The organism is Lentzea cavernae (assembly GCF_014653695.1).
Taxonomy (GTDB): domain Bacteria; phylum Actinomycetota; class Actinomycetes; order Mycobacteriales; family Pseudonocardiaceae; genus Lentzea; species Lentzea cavernae.
In genome coordinates this window covers 93,244-109,606 of sequence record NZ_BNAR01000021.1, presented here as the reverse complement: position 1 = coordinate 109,606, position 16,363 = coordinate 93,244, and the positions used below count along the sequence as shown (strand labels likewise).

At 70.4% G+C, this 16,363-nt stretch carries 18 protein-coding genes and 1 riboswitch; of the genes, 11 read left to right on the top strand and 7 right to left on the bottom strand.

The annotated features are described in order from the left end of the window. Positions 1-320: 320 nt before the first annotated feature. Positions 321-1,178, top strand: a complete 858-nt coding sequence (locus tag IE307_RS40870) for an Rv0361 family membrane protein (protein ID WP_191304858.1) — start codon at positions 321-323, stop codon at positions 1,176-1,178. A gap of 34 nt (positions 1,179-1,212) precedes the next feature. Continuing rightward, positions 1,213-2,088: a hypothetical protein gene (locus tag IE307_RS40865; RefSeq protein WP_191304857.1), complete on the top strand. Its 876-nt coding sequence runs from the start codon at positions 1,213-1,215 to the stop codon at positions 2,086-2,088. A gap of 58 nt (positions 2,089-2,146) precedes the next feature. Here IE307_RS40865 and IE307_RS40860 read toward each other — a convergent pair whose 3' ends face one another. Beyond that, the gene (locus IE307_RS40860) at positions 2,147-2,971 is read right to left on the bottom strand and encodes a tRNA (adenine-N1)-methyltransferase (protein ID WP_191304881.1); all 825 of its coding nucleotides are present in this window, start codon (positions 2,969-2,971) and stop codon (positions 2,147-2,149) included. A gap of 15 nt (positions 2,972-2,986) precedes the next feature. Further along, positions 2,987-4,105 (bottom strand): site-2 protease family protein, encoded by a 1,119-nt coding sequence (locus tag IE307_RS40855; RefSeq protein WP_229905552.1) that lies wholly within the window; start codon positions 4,103-4,105, stop codon positions 2,987-2,989. A gap of 72 nt (positions 4,106-4,177) precedes the next feature. Between IE307_RS40855 and IE307_RS40850 the strand changes: the two genes are divergently transcribed. The 3 genes from IE307_RS40850 to IE307_RS40840 are packed head-to-tail and all read left to right on the top strand — an operon-like array spanning position 4,178 to position 6,505. Next, a complete protein-coding gene (locus IE307_RS40850; RefSeq protein WP_191304856.1) occupies positions 4,178-5,035 on the top strand; it encodes a RecB family exonuclease in 858 nt (285 codons plus the stop codon). Beyond that, the gene (locus tag IE307_RS40845) at positions 5,035-5,805 is read left to right on the top strand and encodes a thioesterase family protein (protein ID WP_191304855.1); all 771 of its coding nucleotides are present in this window, start codon (positions 5,035-5,037) and stop codon (positions 5,803-5,805) included. The genes IE307_RS40850 and IE307_RS40845 overlap by 1 nt, the downstream gene beginning before the upstream one ends. A 58-nt stretch (positions 5,806-5,863) precedes the next feature. Then, positions 5,864-6,505 (top strand): phosphoribosyltransferase, encoded by a 642-nt coding sequence (locus IE307_RS40840; protein WP_191304854.1) that lies wholly within the window; start codon positions 5,864-5,866, stop codon positions 6,503-6,505. Here the strand turns inward: IE307_RS40840 and IE307_RS40835 are convergent. From IE307_RS40835 to IE307_RS40825, 3 genes are read right to left on the bottom strand one after another with little or no spacing between them, the layout of a single operon-like run. Beyond that, a complete protein-coding gene (locus tag IE307_RS40835; protein ID WP_191304853.1) occupies positions 6,439-6,750 on the bottom strand; it encodes an antibiotic biosynthesis monooxygenase family protein in 312 nt (103 codons plus the stop codon). The genes IE307_RS40840 and IE307_RS40835 overlap by 67 nt on opposite strands. Further along, on the bottom strand, positions 6,747-7,607 hold the full coding sequence (hisG, locus tag IE307_RS40830) for an ATP phosphoribosyltransferase (protein ID WP_191304852.1): 861 nt from the start codon (positions 7,605-7,607) through the stop codon (positions 6,747-6,749). Before hisG ends, IE307_RS40835 begins: the two co-directional genes overlap by 4 nt. 14 nt (positions 7,608-7,621) lie before the next feature. Then, positions 7,622-7,885: a phosphoribosyl-ATP diphosphatase gene (locus tag IE307_RS40825; protein WP_089912086.1), complete on the bottom strand. Its 264-nt coding sequence runs from the start codon at positions 7,883-7,885 to the stop codon at positions 7,622-7,624. A 108-nt stretch (positions 7,886-7,993) separates the two neighbouring features. Here IE307_RS40825 and IE307_RS40820 point away from each other — a divergent pair, with 108 nt between their 5' ends. From IE307_RS40820 to IE307_RS40810, 3 genes are all read left to right on the top strand, one after another. Further along, positions 7,994-8,644 (top strand): (2Fe-2S)-binding protein, encoded by a 651-nt coding sequence (locus IE307_RS40820; RefSeq protein ID WP_191304851.1) that lies wholly within the window; start codon positions 7,994-7,996, stop codon positions 8,642-8,644. Between the two features lie 48 nt (positions 8,645-8,692). Continuing rightward, positions 8,693-8,865, top strand: a riboswitch (cobalamin riboswitch). A 33-nt stretch (positions 8,866-8,898) separates the two neighbouring features. Continuing rightward, positions 8,899-9,087: a CbtB domain-containing protein gene (locus IE307_RS40815; RefSeq protein ID WP_177229632.1), complete on the top strand. Its 189-nt coding sequence runs from the start codon at positions 8,899-8,901 to the stop codon at positions 9,085-9,087. A gap of 22 nt (positions 9,088-9,109) precedes the next feature. Next, positions 9,110-9,862, top strand: coding sequence for a CbtA family protein (locus IE307_RS40810; RefSeq protein ID WP_191304850.1), 753 nt, complete (start codon positions 9,110-9,112; stop codon positions 9,860-9,862). On the opposite strand, the gene IE307_RS40805 is transcribed toward IE307_RS40810, so the two are convergent. Together IE307_RS40805 and metH are read right to left on the bottom strand one after the other, a co-directional pair. Beyond that, positions 9,859-10,515: an HAD family hydrolase gene (locus IE307_RS40805; protein WP_191304849.1), complete on the bottom strand. Its 657-nt coding sequence runs from the start codon at positions 10,513-10,515 to the stop codon at positions 9,859-9,861. The genes IE307_RS40810 and IE307_RS40805 overlap by 4 nt on opposite strands. After that, positions 10,508-14,047 (bottom strand): methionine synthase, encoded by a 3,540-nt coding sequence (gene metH / locus IE307_RS40800; protein WP_191304848.1) that lies wholly within the window; start codon positions 14,045-14,047, stop codon positions 10,508-10,510. The genes IE307_RS40805 and metH overlap by 8 nt, the downstream gene beginning before the upstream one ends. 48 nt (positions 14,048-14,095) lie before the next feature. On the opposite strand from metH, the gene IE307_RS40795 reads away from it, so the two are divergent. The 3 genes from IE307_RS40795 to IE307_RS40785 all read left to right on the top strand — a co-directional run bounded on the left by IE307_RS40795 (position 14,096) and on the right by IE307_RS40785 (position 16,352). Next, positions 14,096-14,998, top strand: coding sequence for a PAC2 family protein (locus IE307_RS40795; RefSeq protein ID WP_191304847.1), 903 nt, complete (start codon positions 14,096-14,098; stop codon positions 14,996-14,998). Between the two features lie 101 nt (positions 14,999-15,099). After that, on the top strand, positions 15,100-15,624 hold the full coding sequence (locus tag IE307_RS40790; protein ID WP_191304846.1) for an RNA polymerase sigma factor: 525 nt from the start codon (positions 15,100-15,102) through the stop codon (positions 15,622-15,624). Next, complete coding sequence (locus IE307_RS40785; RefSeq protein ID WP_191304845.1) at positions 15,624-16,352, top strand: hypothetical protein; 729 nt, start codon at positions 15,624-15,626, stop codon at positions 16,350-16,352. Before IE307_RS40790 ends, IE307_RS40785 begins: the two co-directional genes overlap by 1 nt. Positions 16,353-16,363 lie beyond the last annotated feature (11 nt).

Genomic DNA, 16,363 nt, shown 5'->3' with positions numbered 1-16,363 from the left:
GCACCGCAACTCACCCCGTTCGTACCCGTCCGAGGCCCCGTTCGAGCGGGCCTCCGGTGCGACCGGAAGGCCTGCGGCCAACCGGGTGGTTCCGCCGGCGCGACCGGCTCACCACACCGACAGCGCAGTGCATCGCACTCGATTCCCGGTGGAGTTGCCACAATCGTTATCAGACACGGCCTTCGCGCGCCCAGAACGCAACTCAGGGCGTGTGCATAACCACTCGTGCGTGTCGATAGGCACCATTCGCCCGCGAGTCACAGGGCGACGTACGACAATGTCCAGCGAAAGATCACCTCATCCACTTCGGGGGAGTTCCGATGACCTACCCGCCGCAGCAGCCCGGTCCCTACGGGCAGCAGCCGCCGCCCGGCGGGCCGTACGGGCAGCAGCCGCCGCAGCAGCCGGGTCACGGCCAGCAGCCGCAGCCCGGTTACGGCCAGCAGCCGCCCCCCGGCTACGGCCAGCAGCCCGGTCAGTACGGCCAGCCGCAGCAGGACCCGTTCGGCGGGCAGAACCCGCAGAGCGGCGGCTTCCCGCAGCAGGGCCAGCAGGGCCAGTACGGCCAGCAGCAGGGTCAGTACGGTCAGCCCGGCCCCTACGGCCAGCCCGGTCAGTACGGCCAGCAGCCCTACGGCCAGCCCGGCGGGTTCGGCGGCCCGCCGCCCAAGAAGAGCAACACCGGCCTGATCATCGGCGTCATCGTCGGCGTGCTGGTGCTCGTCGGCGGTGGCATCACCGCCGCGGTCCTGCTCACCGGCGGCGACTCGAGCAACTCCAGCAGCTCCGGCACCTCGGACTCCGGTTCGAGCGGTGGCGACGAGGCCGACCTCAAGAAGGTCGTCGACGAGTACATCGACGTGGCGGTCTCCAAGAACGAGAGCAAGGCCAAGTCGATGGCCTGCAAGGAGATGCTCGACGAGGCGGCCGAGGCCGAGAAGAGGCTGACCCCGGAGCAGCGGAAGCTGGCCGAGGAGGCCAAGAAGCTGCCGGTGCCGAAGATGACGTACAAGAGCTCGAAGATCTCCGGCGACGAGGCGACCGTCACGCTGACCATCACCGGCGAGTACGGCGGCCAGTCCCAGACCATCGACTCCGACGTGAAGTTCAAGAAGGTCTCGGGCGACTGGAAGGTCTGCATGCTGATGAAGGACATCAAGGTCCCGACGACCCGCTAGCCGGTCCGGTTCATCCATCTTCGGGGGAATTCCCATGACCTACCCGCCGCAGCAGCCAGGGCCCTACGGGCAGCAGCCGCCGCAGCAACCCGGCCACGGCCAGCAGCCGGGCCCGCTGCCCCAGCCCGGCTACGGCCAGCAGCCCCCGCCGGGGTACGGCCAGCAGCCCGGTCAGTACGGCCAGCCGCAGCAGGACCCGTTCGGCGGGCAGAACCCGCAGAGCGGCGGCTTCCCGCAGCAGGGTCCGCAGAGCGGTGGCTTCCCGCAGCAGGGCCAGTACGGCCAGCAGCAGGGTCCGTACGGCCAGCCCGGCCCCTACGGCCAGCAGCCGTACGGCCAGCCCGGCGGGTTCGGCGGTCCCCCGCCTCCCAAGAAGAGCAACACCGGCCTGATCATCGGCGTCGTCGTCGGCGTGCTGGTCCTGGTCGGCGGTGGCATCACCGCCGCGGTCCTGCTCACCGGCGGCGACTCGAACAGCACCACCGCCGCGCCGACGTCCACGAGCTCGAACTCGGACCCCTCGGACGGCAGCACGAAGCCGGCGCCGTCGTCGAAGAGCTCACCGAGCGGTGGCGACAGCGCCGCCGAGGACGTCGCGCAGGAGTTCACCGACAGGGTCCTGAAGGGCGTCCGCGCGGGCAGCAGCTCGCCGAACGACGTCAAGGACCTCGTGTGCACGGCGGAGTTCCCCAAGCTCAAGGCCCAGACCAGCACGCCGAACCCGAGCGTCAAGGCGACCGTGTCGGAGGTCAGGACGTCGGGCAGCACGGGCACGTTCCGGCAGAGCCTCACCGGGCTCGCCGATCCGGCCAACCCGGGCAAGACCGCCTCGGGCGCCATCATCTACAAGCTGTCCAAGGAGGGCGGCAAGTGGACGGTGTGCGGCATCGACAAGCTCGAGAGCAACTGATCTGACGCAGAAGGGCCTCGCACTTCCGTGAAGTGCGAGGCCCTTCGCGTCGGTGCGGTCAGCCCTTGCTGGGGCGGCGCTGCGGCCTCGGCGCCGTCACGCCCTCGGCGAGCCTGCGCGTGGTCAGCAGGAACGCGGTGTGCGCGATCATCCGGTGCTCCGGGCGCACGGCGAGGCCGACGACGTGCCACGGGCGCACGAGCGTCTCCCACGCGTGCGGCTCGGTGAAGCACGTCATCTCGCGCAGCGCCTCGGTGACGACGGAGAGCTGCGTGGTGGTGGCGACGTAGACGACGAGGACGCCGCCGGGGATGAGGTTCTTGGCGACCGTGGGCAGGACCTCCCACGGCGAGAGCATGTCGAGGATGACCCGGTCGACCTCGCCCTCGTGGTTCTTCACGTCGTCGACGGTGATCGACCAGTTGCCGGGGCGCTCGCCGAAGAACGTCTCCACGTTGCGGATGGCGTGGACCGCGTGGTCGTCGCGCACCTCGTAGGACTGGACGCTGCCCTTCTCCCCCACCGCGCGCAGCAGTGAGCACGACAACGCGCCGGAGCCCGCACCGGCCTCCAGGACGCGCGCGCCCGGGAAGATGTCGCCGTACATGCAGATCTGCGCGGCGTCCTTCGGGTAGATGACCTGCGCGCCGCGCGGCATCGACAGCACGTAGTCCGGCAGCAGCGGGCGCAGCGCCAGGAAGTTGGTGCCGCCGACCGACTGCACCACGGACCCCTCCGGCTGCCCGAGCAGCAGGTCGTGCGGGATGGCGCCGCGGTGGGTGTGGTACTCCTTGCCGGGCTCGAGGACGACCGTGTAGTGCCGGCCCTTGGGGTCGGTCAGCTGTACCCGGTCACCCGGCTGGAACGGTCCACTTGCGCTAATCACCGCGCAATGGTGTCAAACGCCCTTCTCAATGGCCGCACGCAGGTCCTCCCTGCGCAGCACACCGGCCGGGCGGCCTTCGAGATCGACGACGAGGAACTGCCACGCGGCGGTCTCCTGCACCTGCTTCACGATCTCCTCACCGGCCTCGCCGGCGAACAGCACGGTCTCCGGCCGGATCGGTTCCGCGGCCTGCTCGGCGGGTGCGAAAGGGCTTGCGGCGGCGAGCTTGCGCGCCAGTTCGGCGTCGAGCAGACCGGCGGCGACGCCGTCCGCCCGCACCAGCACCACGCCCCGCCCGGCCGACGTGCTCAGCGCGTCCGCGACGGGACTCTCCGCCGGGAGCTGGAGCACGGGGCGGATGAGGTCGTCGAGGGTCACCCCCGCGGGCCACGTGCGGCGGCGCTCGCTCGCGAGCTCACTCCTCGCACCGGCGACGACGCCCCACGCCGTGAGCACGCACACGCCGAAGCGCAGCCAACGGTCCTGTGCGCCTTCCGCGACGCCGTACAGCGCCCACACCACCAACGCGATGGCCACGGCGATACCACCGACCACGGCGACACGAGTGCCCGTCGCCCGTTGCCCGGTCATCGCCCACACGCCGGCCCGCACGATCCGGCCGCCGTCCAGCGGAAGGCCGGGCAGGAGGTTGAAGATCGCGACGGCGGCGTTGGCGGCGGCGAGCTGGAAGACCAGCACCCACAGGACGCCGTCCTGGTTCATCACCGTCGCGCCGATGCCGAAGGCGGCCGCCAGCGCGACGGACACGACGGGTCCCGCGCCCGCGACCACGCCCTCGTGGCTGGGTTTGCCGGGCGTGCGCAGGATCTCGGTCGACCCGCCCAGCAGGAACAGGTGCAGTCTTCTGACCGGCAGGCCCAGCCGGAGCGCGGCGACGCAGTGGCCCAGTTCGTGCGCGAGCACCGACAGGCCGAGGAACACGGCCAGCAGCACCGCCATCACCAGGCCGACGCCCGGCGGCGTGCCTGGGGCCAGGTCGTCGACGAACGGGGCGTAGAAGGCCACCACGATCGCCGAACCGATCCACCACGACGGCGCGAGCAACACGGGGATGCCCGCCACCCGGAACAGCAGCAGGCCACCCACTCGATCACTGGTCCGCGCGGCCACGGGAGCACTGTAGAGCGGTAGGTGTGATCTCGCGGTTCGGTGCCGTCTCCAGGATTGTCAGACCCCTGTCCTATGGTGCGAACCATGAGCACCACGTTGCGCAGGCCCGCGCTCTCGCCTTCCCGGGCAGGGGACTTCAAGCAGTGCCCGCTGCTCTACCGGTTCCGCGCCGTCGACCGGCTGCCGGAGAGGCCGACGAAGGCGCAGGTGCGCGGCACGGTGGTGCACGCGGTGCTCGAGGACCTGTTCGCCCTGCCCGCCGCCGAACGCGTGCCCGACCGAGCCCGTTCGATGATCACGCCGGCCTGGGAGCGCGTGAAGGCCGAACGCCCGGAGTTCGCCACCCTCTTCGAGGAGCCCGGCGGTGCCGAGGAAGCGGAGTGGCTCGAGTCCGCCACGAAACTCCTCGACGGCTACTTCGGCCTCGAGGACCCCCGCCGCCTCGAGCCGGAGTCCCGCGAGCTCCTCGTGGAGTCCGAACTGCCCTCCGGCGTGCTGCTGCGCGGCTACATCGACCGCGTCGACGTCGCCCCGACGGGCGAGATCCGCGTCGTGGACTACAAGACCGGCGCCGCGCCCCGCGAGATCGGCGAGGCGAAGGCGTTGTTCCAGATGAAGTTCTACGCCCTCGTCCTGTGGAAGCTGCGCGGCGTCGTCCCCCGCCAGCTGCGCCTGATGTACCTCGCCGACCGCCAGGCCCTCGCCTACACCCCCGACGAGTCCGAACTGGCCCGCTTCGAGCGCACCCTCGACGCGATCTGGCAGGCCATCATGCGCGCGGCCCCGACGGGCGACTTCCGCCCGAACCCCGGCCGCCTGTGCGACTACTGCGACCACAAGGCCTTCTGCCCGGCCTTCGACGGCACCCCGCCGCCCTACCCGGGCTGGCCGGAGCCCGACGACACCGAGCCCCTGCAGGACCGCGACTGATGCCGGCCTTCTACCTCCCGCTGGGCGGCGACACCTACCGCTCCACACCGCACACCGTCGGCCCGTGGGGCCCCGACAGCCAGCACCTCGGCCCACCCTCCGCGCTCCTGGTGCGCTCGCTGCTGGGCCTGGGCAACCCCTCGTCCGCCCTGGCCCGCGTCACGTTCGAGGTGCTGGGCCCGGTACCGGTGGCCGACCTGACCGTCTCCACCTCCGTCGAACGCCCCGGCCGCTCCGTCGAACTGCTGGCGGCCTCGCTGTCGCACGAAGGCCGCGCGGTGCTGACGGCCCGCGCCTGGCGCATCGTCACCTCCGACACCACCTCCGTGGCAGGAGGCGAGGTCCCCGCCCTGGCACCGCCGTCGTCGGCCGTCCCGATGGAGATCCCCGAGCACTGGGGCGGCGGCTACCTGGCCGCCGTGGAGTGGCTCTCCGTGTCGGGCGGCATCTTCACGCCGGGCGACGCCCAGGTGTGGGCGCGCCCGCGCGTGGCCGTGGTCGAGGGTTCCGAGCCCTCACCGGAGGAGCGGGTGTTCGCCGTCGTCGACTCGGCCAGCGGCGTTTCGTCCCGTGTGGACATTCGCAAGTGGTACGCCATCAACACGGATCTGACGGTCCACCTGCACCGCCGGCCCGTCGGCGAGTGGGTGGGGATGGACGCGCGGACGACCATCGGGCCGGACGGGGCCGGGCTCGCGACCAGCGTGGTGCACGACGTTCAGGGGCCGGTGGGGACGACGGCGCAGGCGCTGTTCGTCCGCGAACGCTGACACCACTCGTCTTACCGCTCGCGTCCGTCGACGGCGTGCGCGTAGCGTCAGCAGGACTGTGAAGAGGTTCGCGAACCGGCGGGAAGCGGGCCGCGCCCTGGCAGCGCGACTCGCCGATCTCCCGTGGCACGACCCGTTGGTCCTGGGCCTGCCCCGCGGCGGTGTCCCGGTCGCGAAGGAAGTGGCGAGCCACCTGGAAGCCGAACTCGACGTCGTCGTGGCCCGCAAGATAGGTGCCCCAGGCCACCCCGAGTACGGCGTGGGAGCGGTGACGGCGGACAGCGAGCCCATCTACGACCCGAGGGCGCTCAAAGCCCTGAACCTCACCGAAGAACAACTGGGCCGCACCTGCGACGAGGAACGAGCCGAAGCGAAGCGGCGCACGGTCCTCTACCGCGGCGACAAGCCGTTCGTCATCAGGGACCGCGACGTCATCCTCGTGGACGACGGCCTGGCCACCGGCGTCACAGCCCGCGCGGCACTGCTCTGGATCGCGAAACACGACCCGAGGAGCGTCACCCTCGCCGTCCCGGTGGCGGCCAGGGAATCGCTGAGCAGGTTCAAGACGCCGGTCATCGCCGTGCTCACGCCCAAGCACTTCGGAGCCGTGAGCCGGTGGTACGAGAGCTTCGCTCAGACCACGGACGACGAGGTGCTCAGCGCGCTCTCGAAGTGGGAGACCACCGGGAACGGCGAGTAGAAGCGGTGCAGCAACGAAGACCACCGCTCGTACGAAGGCCCCTGGCGGAACCCGATCGTGTGGTCTTCGAGGGTCTCCCAGCGCACGAGGAGCAGGTAGCGCGACGGCGTCTCCAGGCCGCGCAGCAGTTCGAGGCCGCGGAAGCCCGGCGAGGCGGAGATCAGCTCCCGCGCCTCGCCGAACGCCCACTCGAACTCCTCCGAGGAACCCGGAAGCACGTCGAGCAGGGCGTGCTCCGTGATCACAGGCGGCAGAACCTGATGTCCGAGGCCAGCACGGCCTTGGCGCCGATGGCGGCCAGCTCGTCCATCACCTTGTTCGCCTCCTTGCGCGACACCATCGCCCGCACGGCCGCCCAGTCGGGGTTGGCCAGCGGTGCGACGGTCGGCGACTCCAGGCCCGGGGTGAGGGCGATGGCGTCGTCGAGGATCGAACGCGGGCAGTCGTAGTCGAGCATCAGGTACTGCTGCGCGAACACGACGCCCTGCAGGCGGGCGGTCAGCTGTTTCTTGGCCGCCGTCAGCTCCGAGCCGTGGCGGTGGACGAGGACCGCCTCGGACTGGCAGATCGGGTCGCCGAACGGCACCAGGTCGTGCTGCTTGAGCGTGCGGCCGGAGCCCACGACGTCGGCGATCAGGTCGGCGACGCCGAGCTGGATCGAGATCTCCACGGCGCCGTCGAGGCGGATCACCTGGGCGGTGATGCCGCGGGCCTTGAGGTCGCGGTTCACGAGCTTCGGGTACGCGGTGGCGAGGCGCTTGCCCTCCAGGTCCTCGACCTTCCAGTCCGTGCCGCGGGGCCCGGCGTAGCGGAAGGTCGACGAGCCGAAGCCCAGCGCCAGCAGCTCCTGCACCGAGGAGCCGTTGTCGTCGGCGCCCGAGTCGGCGGCCAGGTCGCGGCCGGTGATGCCGAGGTCCAGGTCGCCGGACGCCACGTAGATCGCGATGTCCTTGGGGCGCAGGAAGAAGAACTCGACCTCGTTGTTGTTGTCGAGAACGGTCAGGTCACGCGGCTCGTGCCGCTGCCGGTAACCGGCCTCGGTGAGCATGGCGGAGGCGCGTTCGGCGAGCGCGCCCTTGTTCGGGACTGCTACGCGCAGCATGTGGAAGTCTTCCGTCAGAGGTACTTGTACACGTCTTCGAGGGTGAGCCCACGGCCCAGCATGAGCACCTGGAGGCGGTAGAGCAGCTGCGAGATCTCTTCGGAGAGCTTCTCGTCGGACTCGTACTCGGCGGCGATCCAGACCTCGCCCGCCTCCTCCAGGACCTTCTTCCCCTGCGCATGGACCCCGGCCTCGAGCGCGGCGACGGTGCCGGAACCTTCCGGCTTGGTGGCGGCTCGTTCGGTCAGTTCTGCGAACAGGGAGTCGAAGGTCTTCACGGCTCCACATCCTCCCATCCCACCGACCCCCGTCCACACCGCGGTCGCATCTGTCCCGGCCCGTGGACGTGATCTGTCCTGCATGGACACCCGGTAGCGTGAATTCCCGTGTCCGAATTCGCGGAGGTCCTCGCAGCGCTGCGCCGGGTGCGCGGAATCAACCCGTTCTTCGCCCTCGACGTGGGCCGCCCGGACGAGTCCTGGCTGCCGGGAACGGCGCTCCTGGACGGTCCGGCGCTCAAAATCACCATCGACGCCATCGCGAACCGGTACAAAGCCGACGAACCACGCGTAGCGGCCAGTCTGTTCTTCCTCAGCTACACCGCACGGCTGCTCAGCCCGCTCACCGCCGCGAACCTCCCGATCGACGTCCGCCCCCAGAACCTGTGGTGGCACCACCACCCGGCGAACGGCCTGAGCGTCCGCCTCGACGAGCCGCGGCTCGGTCCTCCGGCCGCGGAAGCGCTCGCGCCTGTGGTGGAGGCGATCCAGGCGGTCACCCCGGTGGCGCGCGGATTGTTGTGGGGCAACGCGATGTCGAACATCGCGGGCGCACTGAAAATGGTTGTGCGCGCACGCATGCTCACGGAGGAGGAAGCGGAAGAACGCGGCGAACGGCTCATGAGCGCACCGCCGTTCGAACAAGCGGGAGAATTTCTGAGTTTTCCCGGCGAGGTCACGTTCCGGCGTCGGAGCTGTTGTCTTTACTACCGCGTCGCCGCAGGTGGGAAGTGTGGTGACTGTCCACTCGTGAAGTGAGGAACGCAACAACTCTTATGGCCGGTTGTGCTTCACAGCCGCCTCAACTTACGGTGCACGCGCCGCAGTGACGGGAAGCCGGTGGAAATCCGGCGCGGTCCTCGCCACTGTGACCGGGAAGCGATCCCCGCCGAGCACGTCACTGGTCCCCCGGGACTGGGAAGACGCGGGGGCAGCGTTGATCCGGGAGTCAGGAGACCGGCTGCGGCGCCGCAAGGAGAGTTGACCTTCCACGAGGTATGGAGGAGCCCGTCATGACGAGCCCCGCAGCAAGCCTGTCCGCCGTCCGCGTGCCCAAATGGGCCTTCGCCGTCTCACTGCTCGGCCTGATCGTCACCTACCTGGTCCTGCAGGAGAACGGCCTCGCGCTCGGCGCGGGTTCCGAGTTGCTGCACGAGTTCTTCCACGACGGCCGCCACGCCCTCGGCGTCCCCTGCCACTGATCAGATCCCACCGGTCGAGCAGATGACGACGTACAAGTCCATTGCCCTGCGCGGAATCGCGGCCGGCGGCATCGCCGGCGTCGCGTCCGCCCTCGTGCAACTCCTGGTGACCGAGATCCCGATTCGTGCCGCGCTCGCGGTCGAGGAGGCTCGCGCACCCGCCGGCGAAGAGGCCGGCCACTCCCACGGCGGCGAGGACGAGCTGGTCACCCGCGGCGCCCAGGTCCTGGGCGGCATGCTCGGCGTGGTGATCGTCGGCATCGCGGTGGGCCTCGTGTTCGCCACGGCCTACGCGCTGTCGAAGCGCTGGTTCGCCGACAGCACGCCGTTCACCCGCAGCTTCACGTTCGGCGCCGCGGTGTTCGGTGCCGTGGCGCTGCTGCCGTGGATCAAGTACCCGGCCAACCCGCCCGCCGTGGGCGACCCGGAGACGGTGAACTACCGGACCGCGCTCTACCTCGGTGTGGTGGTGGCCGGTCTGGTGATCGTGTGGGCCGCCAGCTGGCTCGCCGCGCAGCTGCGCGCGCAGTCGCAGCCCGTGCGGACGACGGCCGTGCTGCTCGCGGTGGCCGCGGCCACCGCGGTGGTGCTGCTGGCGTTCCCCGCGCCGCCGGACACGATCCCCGCGGACATGCCGGTGAACGTGCTGTGGCAGTTCCGCCTCAGCTCGCTCGCCCAGCTCGCCACGCTCTACGTCGGCATCGGCGTGGTGTTCGGCCTGCTGGTCGACCCGGCCACCCGCAGGACCAGGGCAGTCGAGAAGGCTTCGGTCTAGAGGGCTTTCAGCACGTCGAGGTCGACGCCGGCGAGGGAGTCGCGGAACACCCGCCGCTCCCCCGCCGGCACCTCGACGTCACAGGGCACGACCAGCACGGTGCACCCGGCCGCGACGGCGGCCGAGACGCCGGTCGGCGAGTCCTCGATCGCGACGCAACGCCCGGCGTCCACGCCCAGCAGCCGCGCCGCCTTCAGATAGGGCTCGGGCAACGGCTTGTTCAACCCGTCGACCTCGTCGCCGCACACGGTCACGTCGAACAGCTCACGGCCGATCGTGTCCAGCGCGACCTCGGTCAGCCCCCGCTCGGTCGACGTCACCAACGCCATCGGCACGCCGGAAGCACGCACCGCGCGCAGGGCCTCCTGGGCGCCCGGACGCCACGGCAGGCCCGTCCGGAAGACCTCCTCGGTGCGGCGCAGGATCCACGCGGCGCCGTCGGCCATGTCGGCCTCGGTGGGCTCGATGCCGACGTCGCCGAACAGCAGGCGCATCGTCGTGGGGACGTTGCTGCCGACCATGCGCTCGCGGGTCTCCAGGGTGAGCACGCCGCCGAGCTTCTCCGCGTACTCGTAGAGCGGGATGTCCCACAGCTTCTCGGAGTCCAGCAGCGTTCCGTCCATGTCCCACAGCACGGCCTGCAAGTCAGACATTGAAGTACTTCGCCTCCGGGTGGTGCGCCACGAAGGCGTCGGTGGACTGTTCCGGGTGTAGCTGGAGTTCCTCGGACAGCGAGACCCCGATGCGCGCCGGGTCGAGCAGCTCGACCACGCGCCGGCGGTCCTCCATGTCGGGGCAGGCGCCGTAGCCGAACGAGTACCGCGCGCCGCGGTAGCCGAGCTTGAAGTACTCCTCGACGGCGGCGGGGTCTTCCGAGGCGACGGAGTCACCGCCCGGCCACACGAGCTCCTCGCGGACGCGCCGGTGCCAGTGCTCGGCCAGCGCTTCGGTGAGCTGGACCCCCAGTCCGTGGACTTCCAGGTACTCACGATACGCGTTCTTGCCGAACAGCTCGTTGGCGTGCTCGGCGATCGGCTGGCCCATCGTCACGAGGTGGAACGCGATGACGTCGACCTCGCCGGCCGAGCGAGGACGCCAGAAGTCGGACAGGCAGAGACGCCGATTCCTTTTCTGGCGCGGAAAACGGAACCGGAAGCGTTCAACTGAATCGGGCGACGGCTCTTCCAGGATGATCAGGTCGTCGCCGTCGGAGACGCACGGGAAGTAGCCGTAGACCACGGCGGCGTGGGCAAGAACACCTTCCGTGGCAAGACGTTCCATCCAGTACCGCAGGCGTGGACGGCCTTCGGTCTCGACCAGCTCCTCGTAGGTCGGTCCGTCGCCGCGAGCGCCCTTCAACCCCCACTGGCCCATGAAGGTGGCGCGCTCGTCCAGCAACGCGCTGTAGTCCGCGACCGGGATGCCCTTCACGACCCGGCTGCCCCAGAACGGCGGCGCCGGGATCGGGTTGTCCTGAGCCACGTCGGAGCGGCCGGACACGGGTTCTTCTTCCACCGCAACGGCTTTGCGGGCGGCGGCGATGCGCAGCGAACGTTCGCGGCGCGCCTTGCGTTCCGCGGCCTTGGCTTCGGCTTCCGGGTCCACGAGAGGTGCCTCGCCGCGTTTCGCCGCCATGATCGCGTCCATCAGCCGCAGGCCCTCGAAGGCGTCGCGGGCGTAGCGGACGTCGCCGAAGTACATCTCCGTCAGGTCGTTCTCGACGTACGCGCGCGTCAACGCCGCGCCGCCCAGCAGGACCGGCCACCGCGCCGCGACACCCCGGGAGTTCATCTCCTCGAGGTTCTCCTTCATGATCACGGTCGACTTGACCAGCAGGCCGGACATGCCGATCGCGTCCGCGCGGTGCTGCTCGGCGGCCTCCAGGATGGTGGTGATCGGCTGCTTGATGCCGATGTTCACGACCTCGTAGCCGTTGTTGGACAGGATGATGTCGACGAGGTTCTTGCCGATGTCGTGGACGTCGCCCTTCACGGTGGCGAGCACGATCCGGCCCTTGCCACCGTCGTCGGACCGTTCCATGTGCGGTTCGAGGTGCGCGACGGCGGTCTTCATGACCTCGGCGGACTGCAGCACGAACGGCAGCTGCATCTGCCCGGAGCCGAAGAGCTCGCCGACGGTCTTCATGCCCGCCAGCAACGTGTCGTTGATGATCTGCAACGCCGGGCGCTCGTCCAGGGCGAGGTCGAGGTCGGCCTCCAGGCCGGTGCGCTCGCCGTCGACGATCCGGCGCTGCAGGCGTTCGAACAACGGCAGCGCGGCCAGTTCCTGAGCACGCGTGGCGGAGTTCGACTTCGTCGTGACGCCCTCGAACAGCCCCATCAGCTTCTGCAACGGGTCGTAGCCCTCGCGGCGGCGGTCGTAGACCAGGTCCAGTGCCACGGCGCGCTGTTCGTCGGGGATGCGCGCCATCGGCACGATCTTGGACGCGTGCACGATCGCCGTGTCGAGACCGGCCTGCACGCATTCGTGCAGGAACACGGAGTTCAGCACCTGGCGCGCGGCCGGGTTCAGTCCGAAGGAGACGTTCGACAGCCCCAGAGTCGTTTGCACGTCCGGGAAGCGGCGCTTGAGCTCGCGGATCGCCTCGATCGTCTCGACGGCGTCGCGGCGCACCTCCTCCTGCCCGGTGGAGATCGGGAACGTCAGGCAGTCCACGATGATGTCGTCGACCCTCATGCCCCAGTTGGACGTGAGGTCCTCGATCAGCCGGGTCGCGACGCGCACCTTCCACTCGGCGGTGCGGGCCTGGCCCTCCTCGTCGATGCACAGCGCCACCACGGCCGCGCCGTGCTCGGAGGCGAGCCGCATGATCTTCTGGAACCGCGAGTCCGGGCCGTCGCCGTCCTCGTAGTTGACCGAGTTGACCGCGCTGCGCCCGCCGAGGCACTCCAGACCGGCCTGCAGCACGGCGGGTTCGGTGGAGTCGAGCACGATCGGCAACGTCGACGCGGTGGCCAGCCGCGACGCCAGCGCCCGCATGTCCGCCTCGCCGTCGCGGCCCACGTAGTCGACGCAGAGGTCGATGAGGTGGGCGCCCTCGCGCGTCTGGTCGCGGGCGATCTCGACGCAGTCCTCCCACTTCCGCGCGAGCATCGCCTCGCGGAAGGCCTTGGAGCCGTTGGCGTTCGTGCGCTCGCCGATCATCAGCACCGAGGTGTCCTGGGTGAACGGGACGGCCTGGTACAGAGAGGACACACCCGGTTCCGGACGCGGCCGGCGCGACGAGGGACCGAGGTCGCGCACCGCCTCGGCCACCTGGCGCAGGTGCTCGGACGTCGTGCCGCAGCAACCGCCGACGAGCCGGGCGCCGAACTCCGTCACGAACCCGGACAAGGCCTGCGCCAGTTCCTCCGGCGACAACGGGTAGACGGCGCCGTGGGGGCCGAGTTCGGGCAGACCGGCGTTCGGCATCACCGACAACGGGACGCGGGCGTGCTTCGAGAGCGTGCGCAGGTGCTCGCTCATCTCGGCGGGACCGGTGGCGCAGTTGAGGCCGATCAGGTCGATGCCCAGCGGTTCCAGCGCGGTCAGCGCCGCGCCGATCTCCGAGCCGAGCAGCATCGTGCCGGTCGTCTCGACGGTGACCTGCGCGATGATCGGGACGAACCGGCCCTCGGCGGTCATGGCGCGCTTCGCGCCGACGACGGACGCCTTGGTCTGCAGCAGGTCCTGCGAGGTCTCGACGATGATCGCGTCCACGCCGCCGGCGAGCAGTCCCTGGCACTGCTGATGGTAGGCGTCGCGCAACGTCGCATAAGGAGCGTGGCCGAGCGTGGGCAGCTTCGTGCCGGGACCGACGGAGCCGAGCACGAACCGCGGCTGCCCGGACGTGCCGAACTCGTCCGCGACCTCCCGCGCCAGCGCCGCACCGCGTTCGGACAGGTGGAAGATCTGGTCCGGAATGTCGTACTCGGCCAGGTTCGCGAGGTTCGCGCCGAACGTGTTCGTCTCCACGGCGTCGCACCCGGCCTCGAGATAACCGCGGTGAACGGCCTTCACGACGTCCGGGCGGGTGACGTTCAAGATCTCGTTGCAGCCCTCGAGACCGCGGAAGTCGTCGAGGGAGAGGTCGGCTGCCTGGAGCATGGTGCCCATGGCACCGTCAGCGACGACAACACGGTTCACCAGCGCTTCCAGCAACGGCGACTCTCCGCGATCACGCATGGGCCAAGCCTACGATGAGTTGACCGGCGGAACCCGTAGTCTGGCGCCGTGAACGATCCGTCCCAGGAATCCCCGACCCCCTCGAACCCGCGCATCCCGCTCACGGCTCCGATCATGGTCTGCGCGTTCGAAGGCTGGAACGACGCAGGCGACGCCGCCAGCACCGCGATCGAGCACCTCCAACTCACCTGGGACGCCACCCCGCTCGCCGAGATCGACCCGGACGACTACTACGACTTCCAGGTGACGCGCCCGTCCGTGCGCCTGGTCGACGGTGTCACGCGCAGGGTCGACTGGCCGACGACGCGGCTGTCGGTGTGCCGCCCTCCCGGTTCCGACGTGGACGTGATCCTCGTGCACGGCATCGAACCGAACATGAGGTGGCGCAAGTTCGCCGCCGAACTGCTGGGCCACATCGACGCCCTCGGGGTGACGACGGTGGTGACGCTGGGCGCTCTGCTGATGGACACGCCCCACACGCGCCCGGTCCCGGTCACCGGCACGGCCTACGACGCGGACGCCGCCGAGAAGTTCGGCCTGGAGCACTCGAAGTACGAGGGCCCGACCGGCATCGTCGGCGTGTTCCAGGACGCGTGCGTGCAGGTGGGCATCCCGGCGATCTCGTTCTGGGCCGCCGTGCCGCACTACGTCTCGCAGCCGCCCTCGCCCAAGGCCACGCTCGCGCTGCTGCACCGGGTCGAGGAGGTCCTCGACATCGAGGTCCCGCTCGGCGCGCTGCCGGAGCAGGCCGAGGAGTGGGAGCGCACGGTCTCCGAGATGGCCGACGAGGACGAGGACGTGCGCAACTACGTCCGTGCCCTCGAGGAGCGCGGCGACGCGGCCATGCAGATCACCGAGGCATCAGGTGACGACATCGCCGCGGAGTTCGAGCGCTACCTGCGCCGTCGCGGGCGTGGTCCCGGCTGGCCCTCGACCGGCCCGCGCCAGTAGCCAGAAGGCCCCCGCCAGGGGGCCTTCTTCGTTTTCCGGGTGTGACAGCCACGGCCCTGCCGGACAGGTAGGAGGTGAAGGGTCACGACCGAGAGGACGACATGAGCGAATCCCCACCGGGCAGCAGGGAGGACCGGTTCCGGGACCTGCACCGCCGGACGTACCCGGACCTGTTGCGGTTCGTGGAACGGCGGGTGCCTCCCGCCGAGGCCGAGGACGTCGTCTCCACCGTCTACCTGACCGCGTGGCGGCGGTTCGGCGACGTGCCGGACGACGCCCGGCCGTGGCTGTTCGCGGTGGCGCGCAGGACCATGGCGAACCAGACCCGCGGCCTGCGGCGCAGACGAGCGCTGGACGTGCGGGTGGCGTCGTCGTTCGACGAGCTCACGCCGGACGGGTCGGCCGGGGTCGCGGCACGTCTCGACCTGGTCCGCGCCTGGCGGACGTTGAGCGCCGCCGACCGCGAGGTGCTGGCGCTGGTGGCGTTCGACGGCCTCACCGCCGACCAGGCCGCCACGGTGCTCCGGTGCCGGCGCACGACCTTCGCGATGCGGCTCACACGCGCCCGGCGGCGACTGGAGCAGGCCTTGAACCCCATGCCCGAACGAGCAGGAGCGCGCGCGTGATGACCGAACTGAAGGACCTGGACCCCGCCCGCGACCGCGAGCCGAACCAGGTGGAGTGGATCCGCTCCACCGCCCACGTCGAGCGCGTCATCAGCGGCACGCACGCCTCCCGGCGCTCCGCCTGGCCGCGGCGGACGCTCGTCGGACTCGCCGGGGCCGCGGTCGCCGCGGGGGTGCTGGCGGGGATCGCCCTCGTTCCCGGTGCCACCGACGAGGCGTTCGCGAAGTGGACACCCACCCCCGGACAGCCCGGCTCCGACCTGGTGCTCCCCCAGGCCCGCGCGTGCGCCTCGGAGTGGGGGGCGAGCGCGCCGGCGGCATCGGACGTCGTGCTGGCCGAACAGCGCGGGACCGCGACGATCCTGGTCCTGAAGAAGGGCGCCGGCCTCGCCGAGTGCATGGCCATCGGCGAGGAGGTCTTCAACTACCAGGTGCTCGCGGACGGACCGGTCGAGCCTCTCGCAGGAGCCCGGGCGAAGACCGAGACGTGGAGCTCGAGCGGCAGCGGCGACGAGCAGTACTCCCGGGTCGTCGGCCGGATGGGACCCGACGTCACCAAGGTCGAGATCCGGCTGGCCGGCGGTCAGGTGATCACGGCGGGGACCGGCGCCGGGTGGTGGACCGCGTGGTGGCCGGGTCCTGAGGGCGGCGAGGTCGGCACGTTCGAGGTCGTGGTGCACACCGCGCGGGGCAGCAGCAGCCACGATCCGATCGACCTCACCCGCTGACGGTCCTCCGC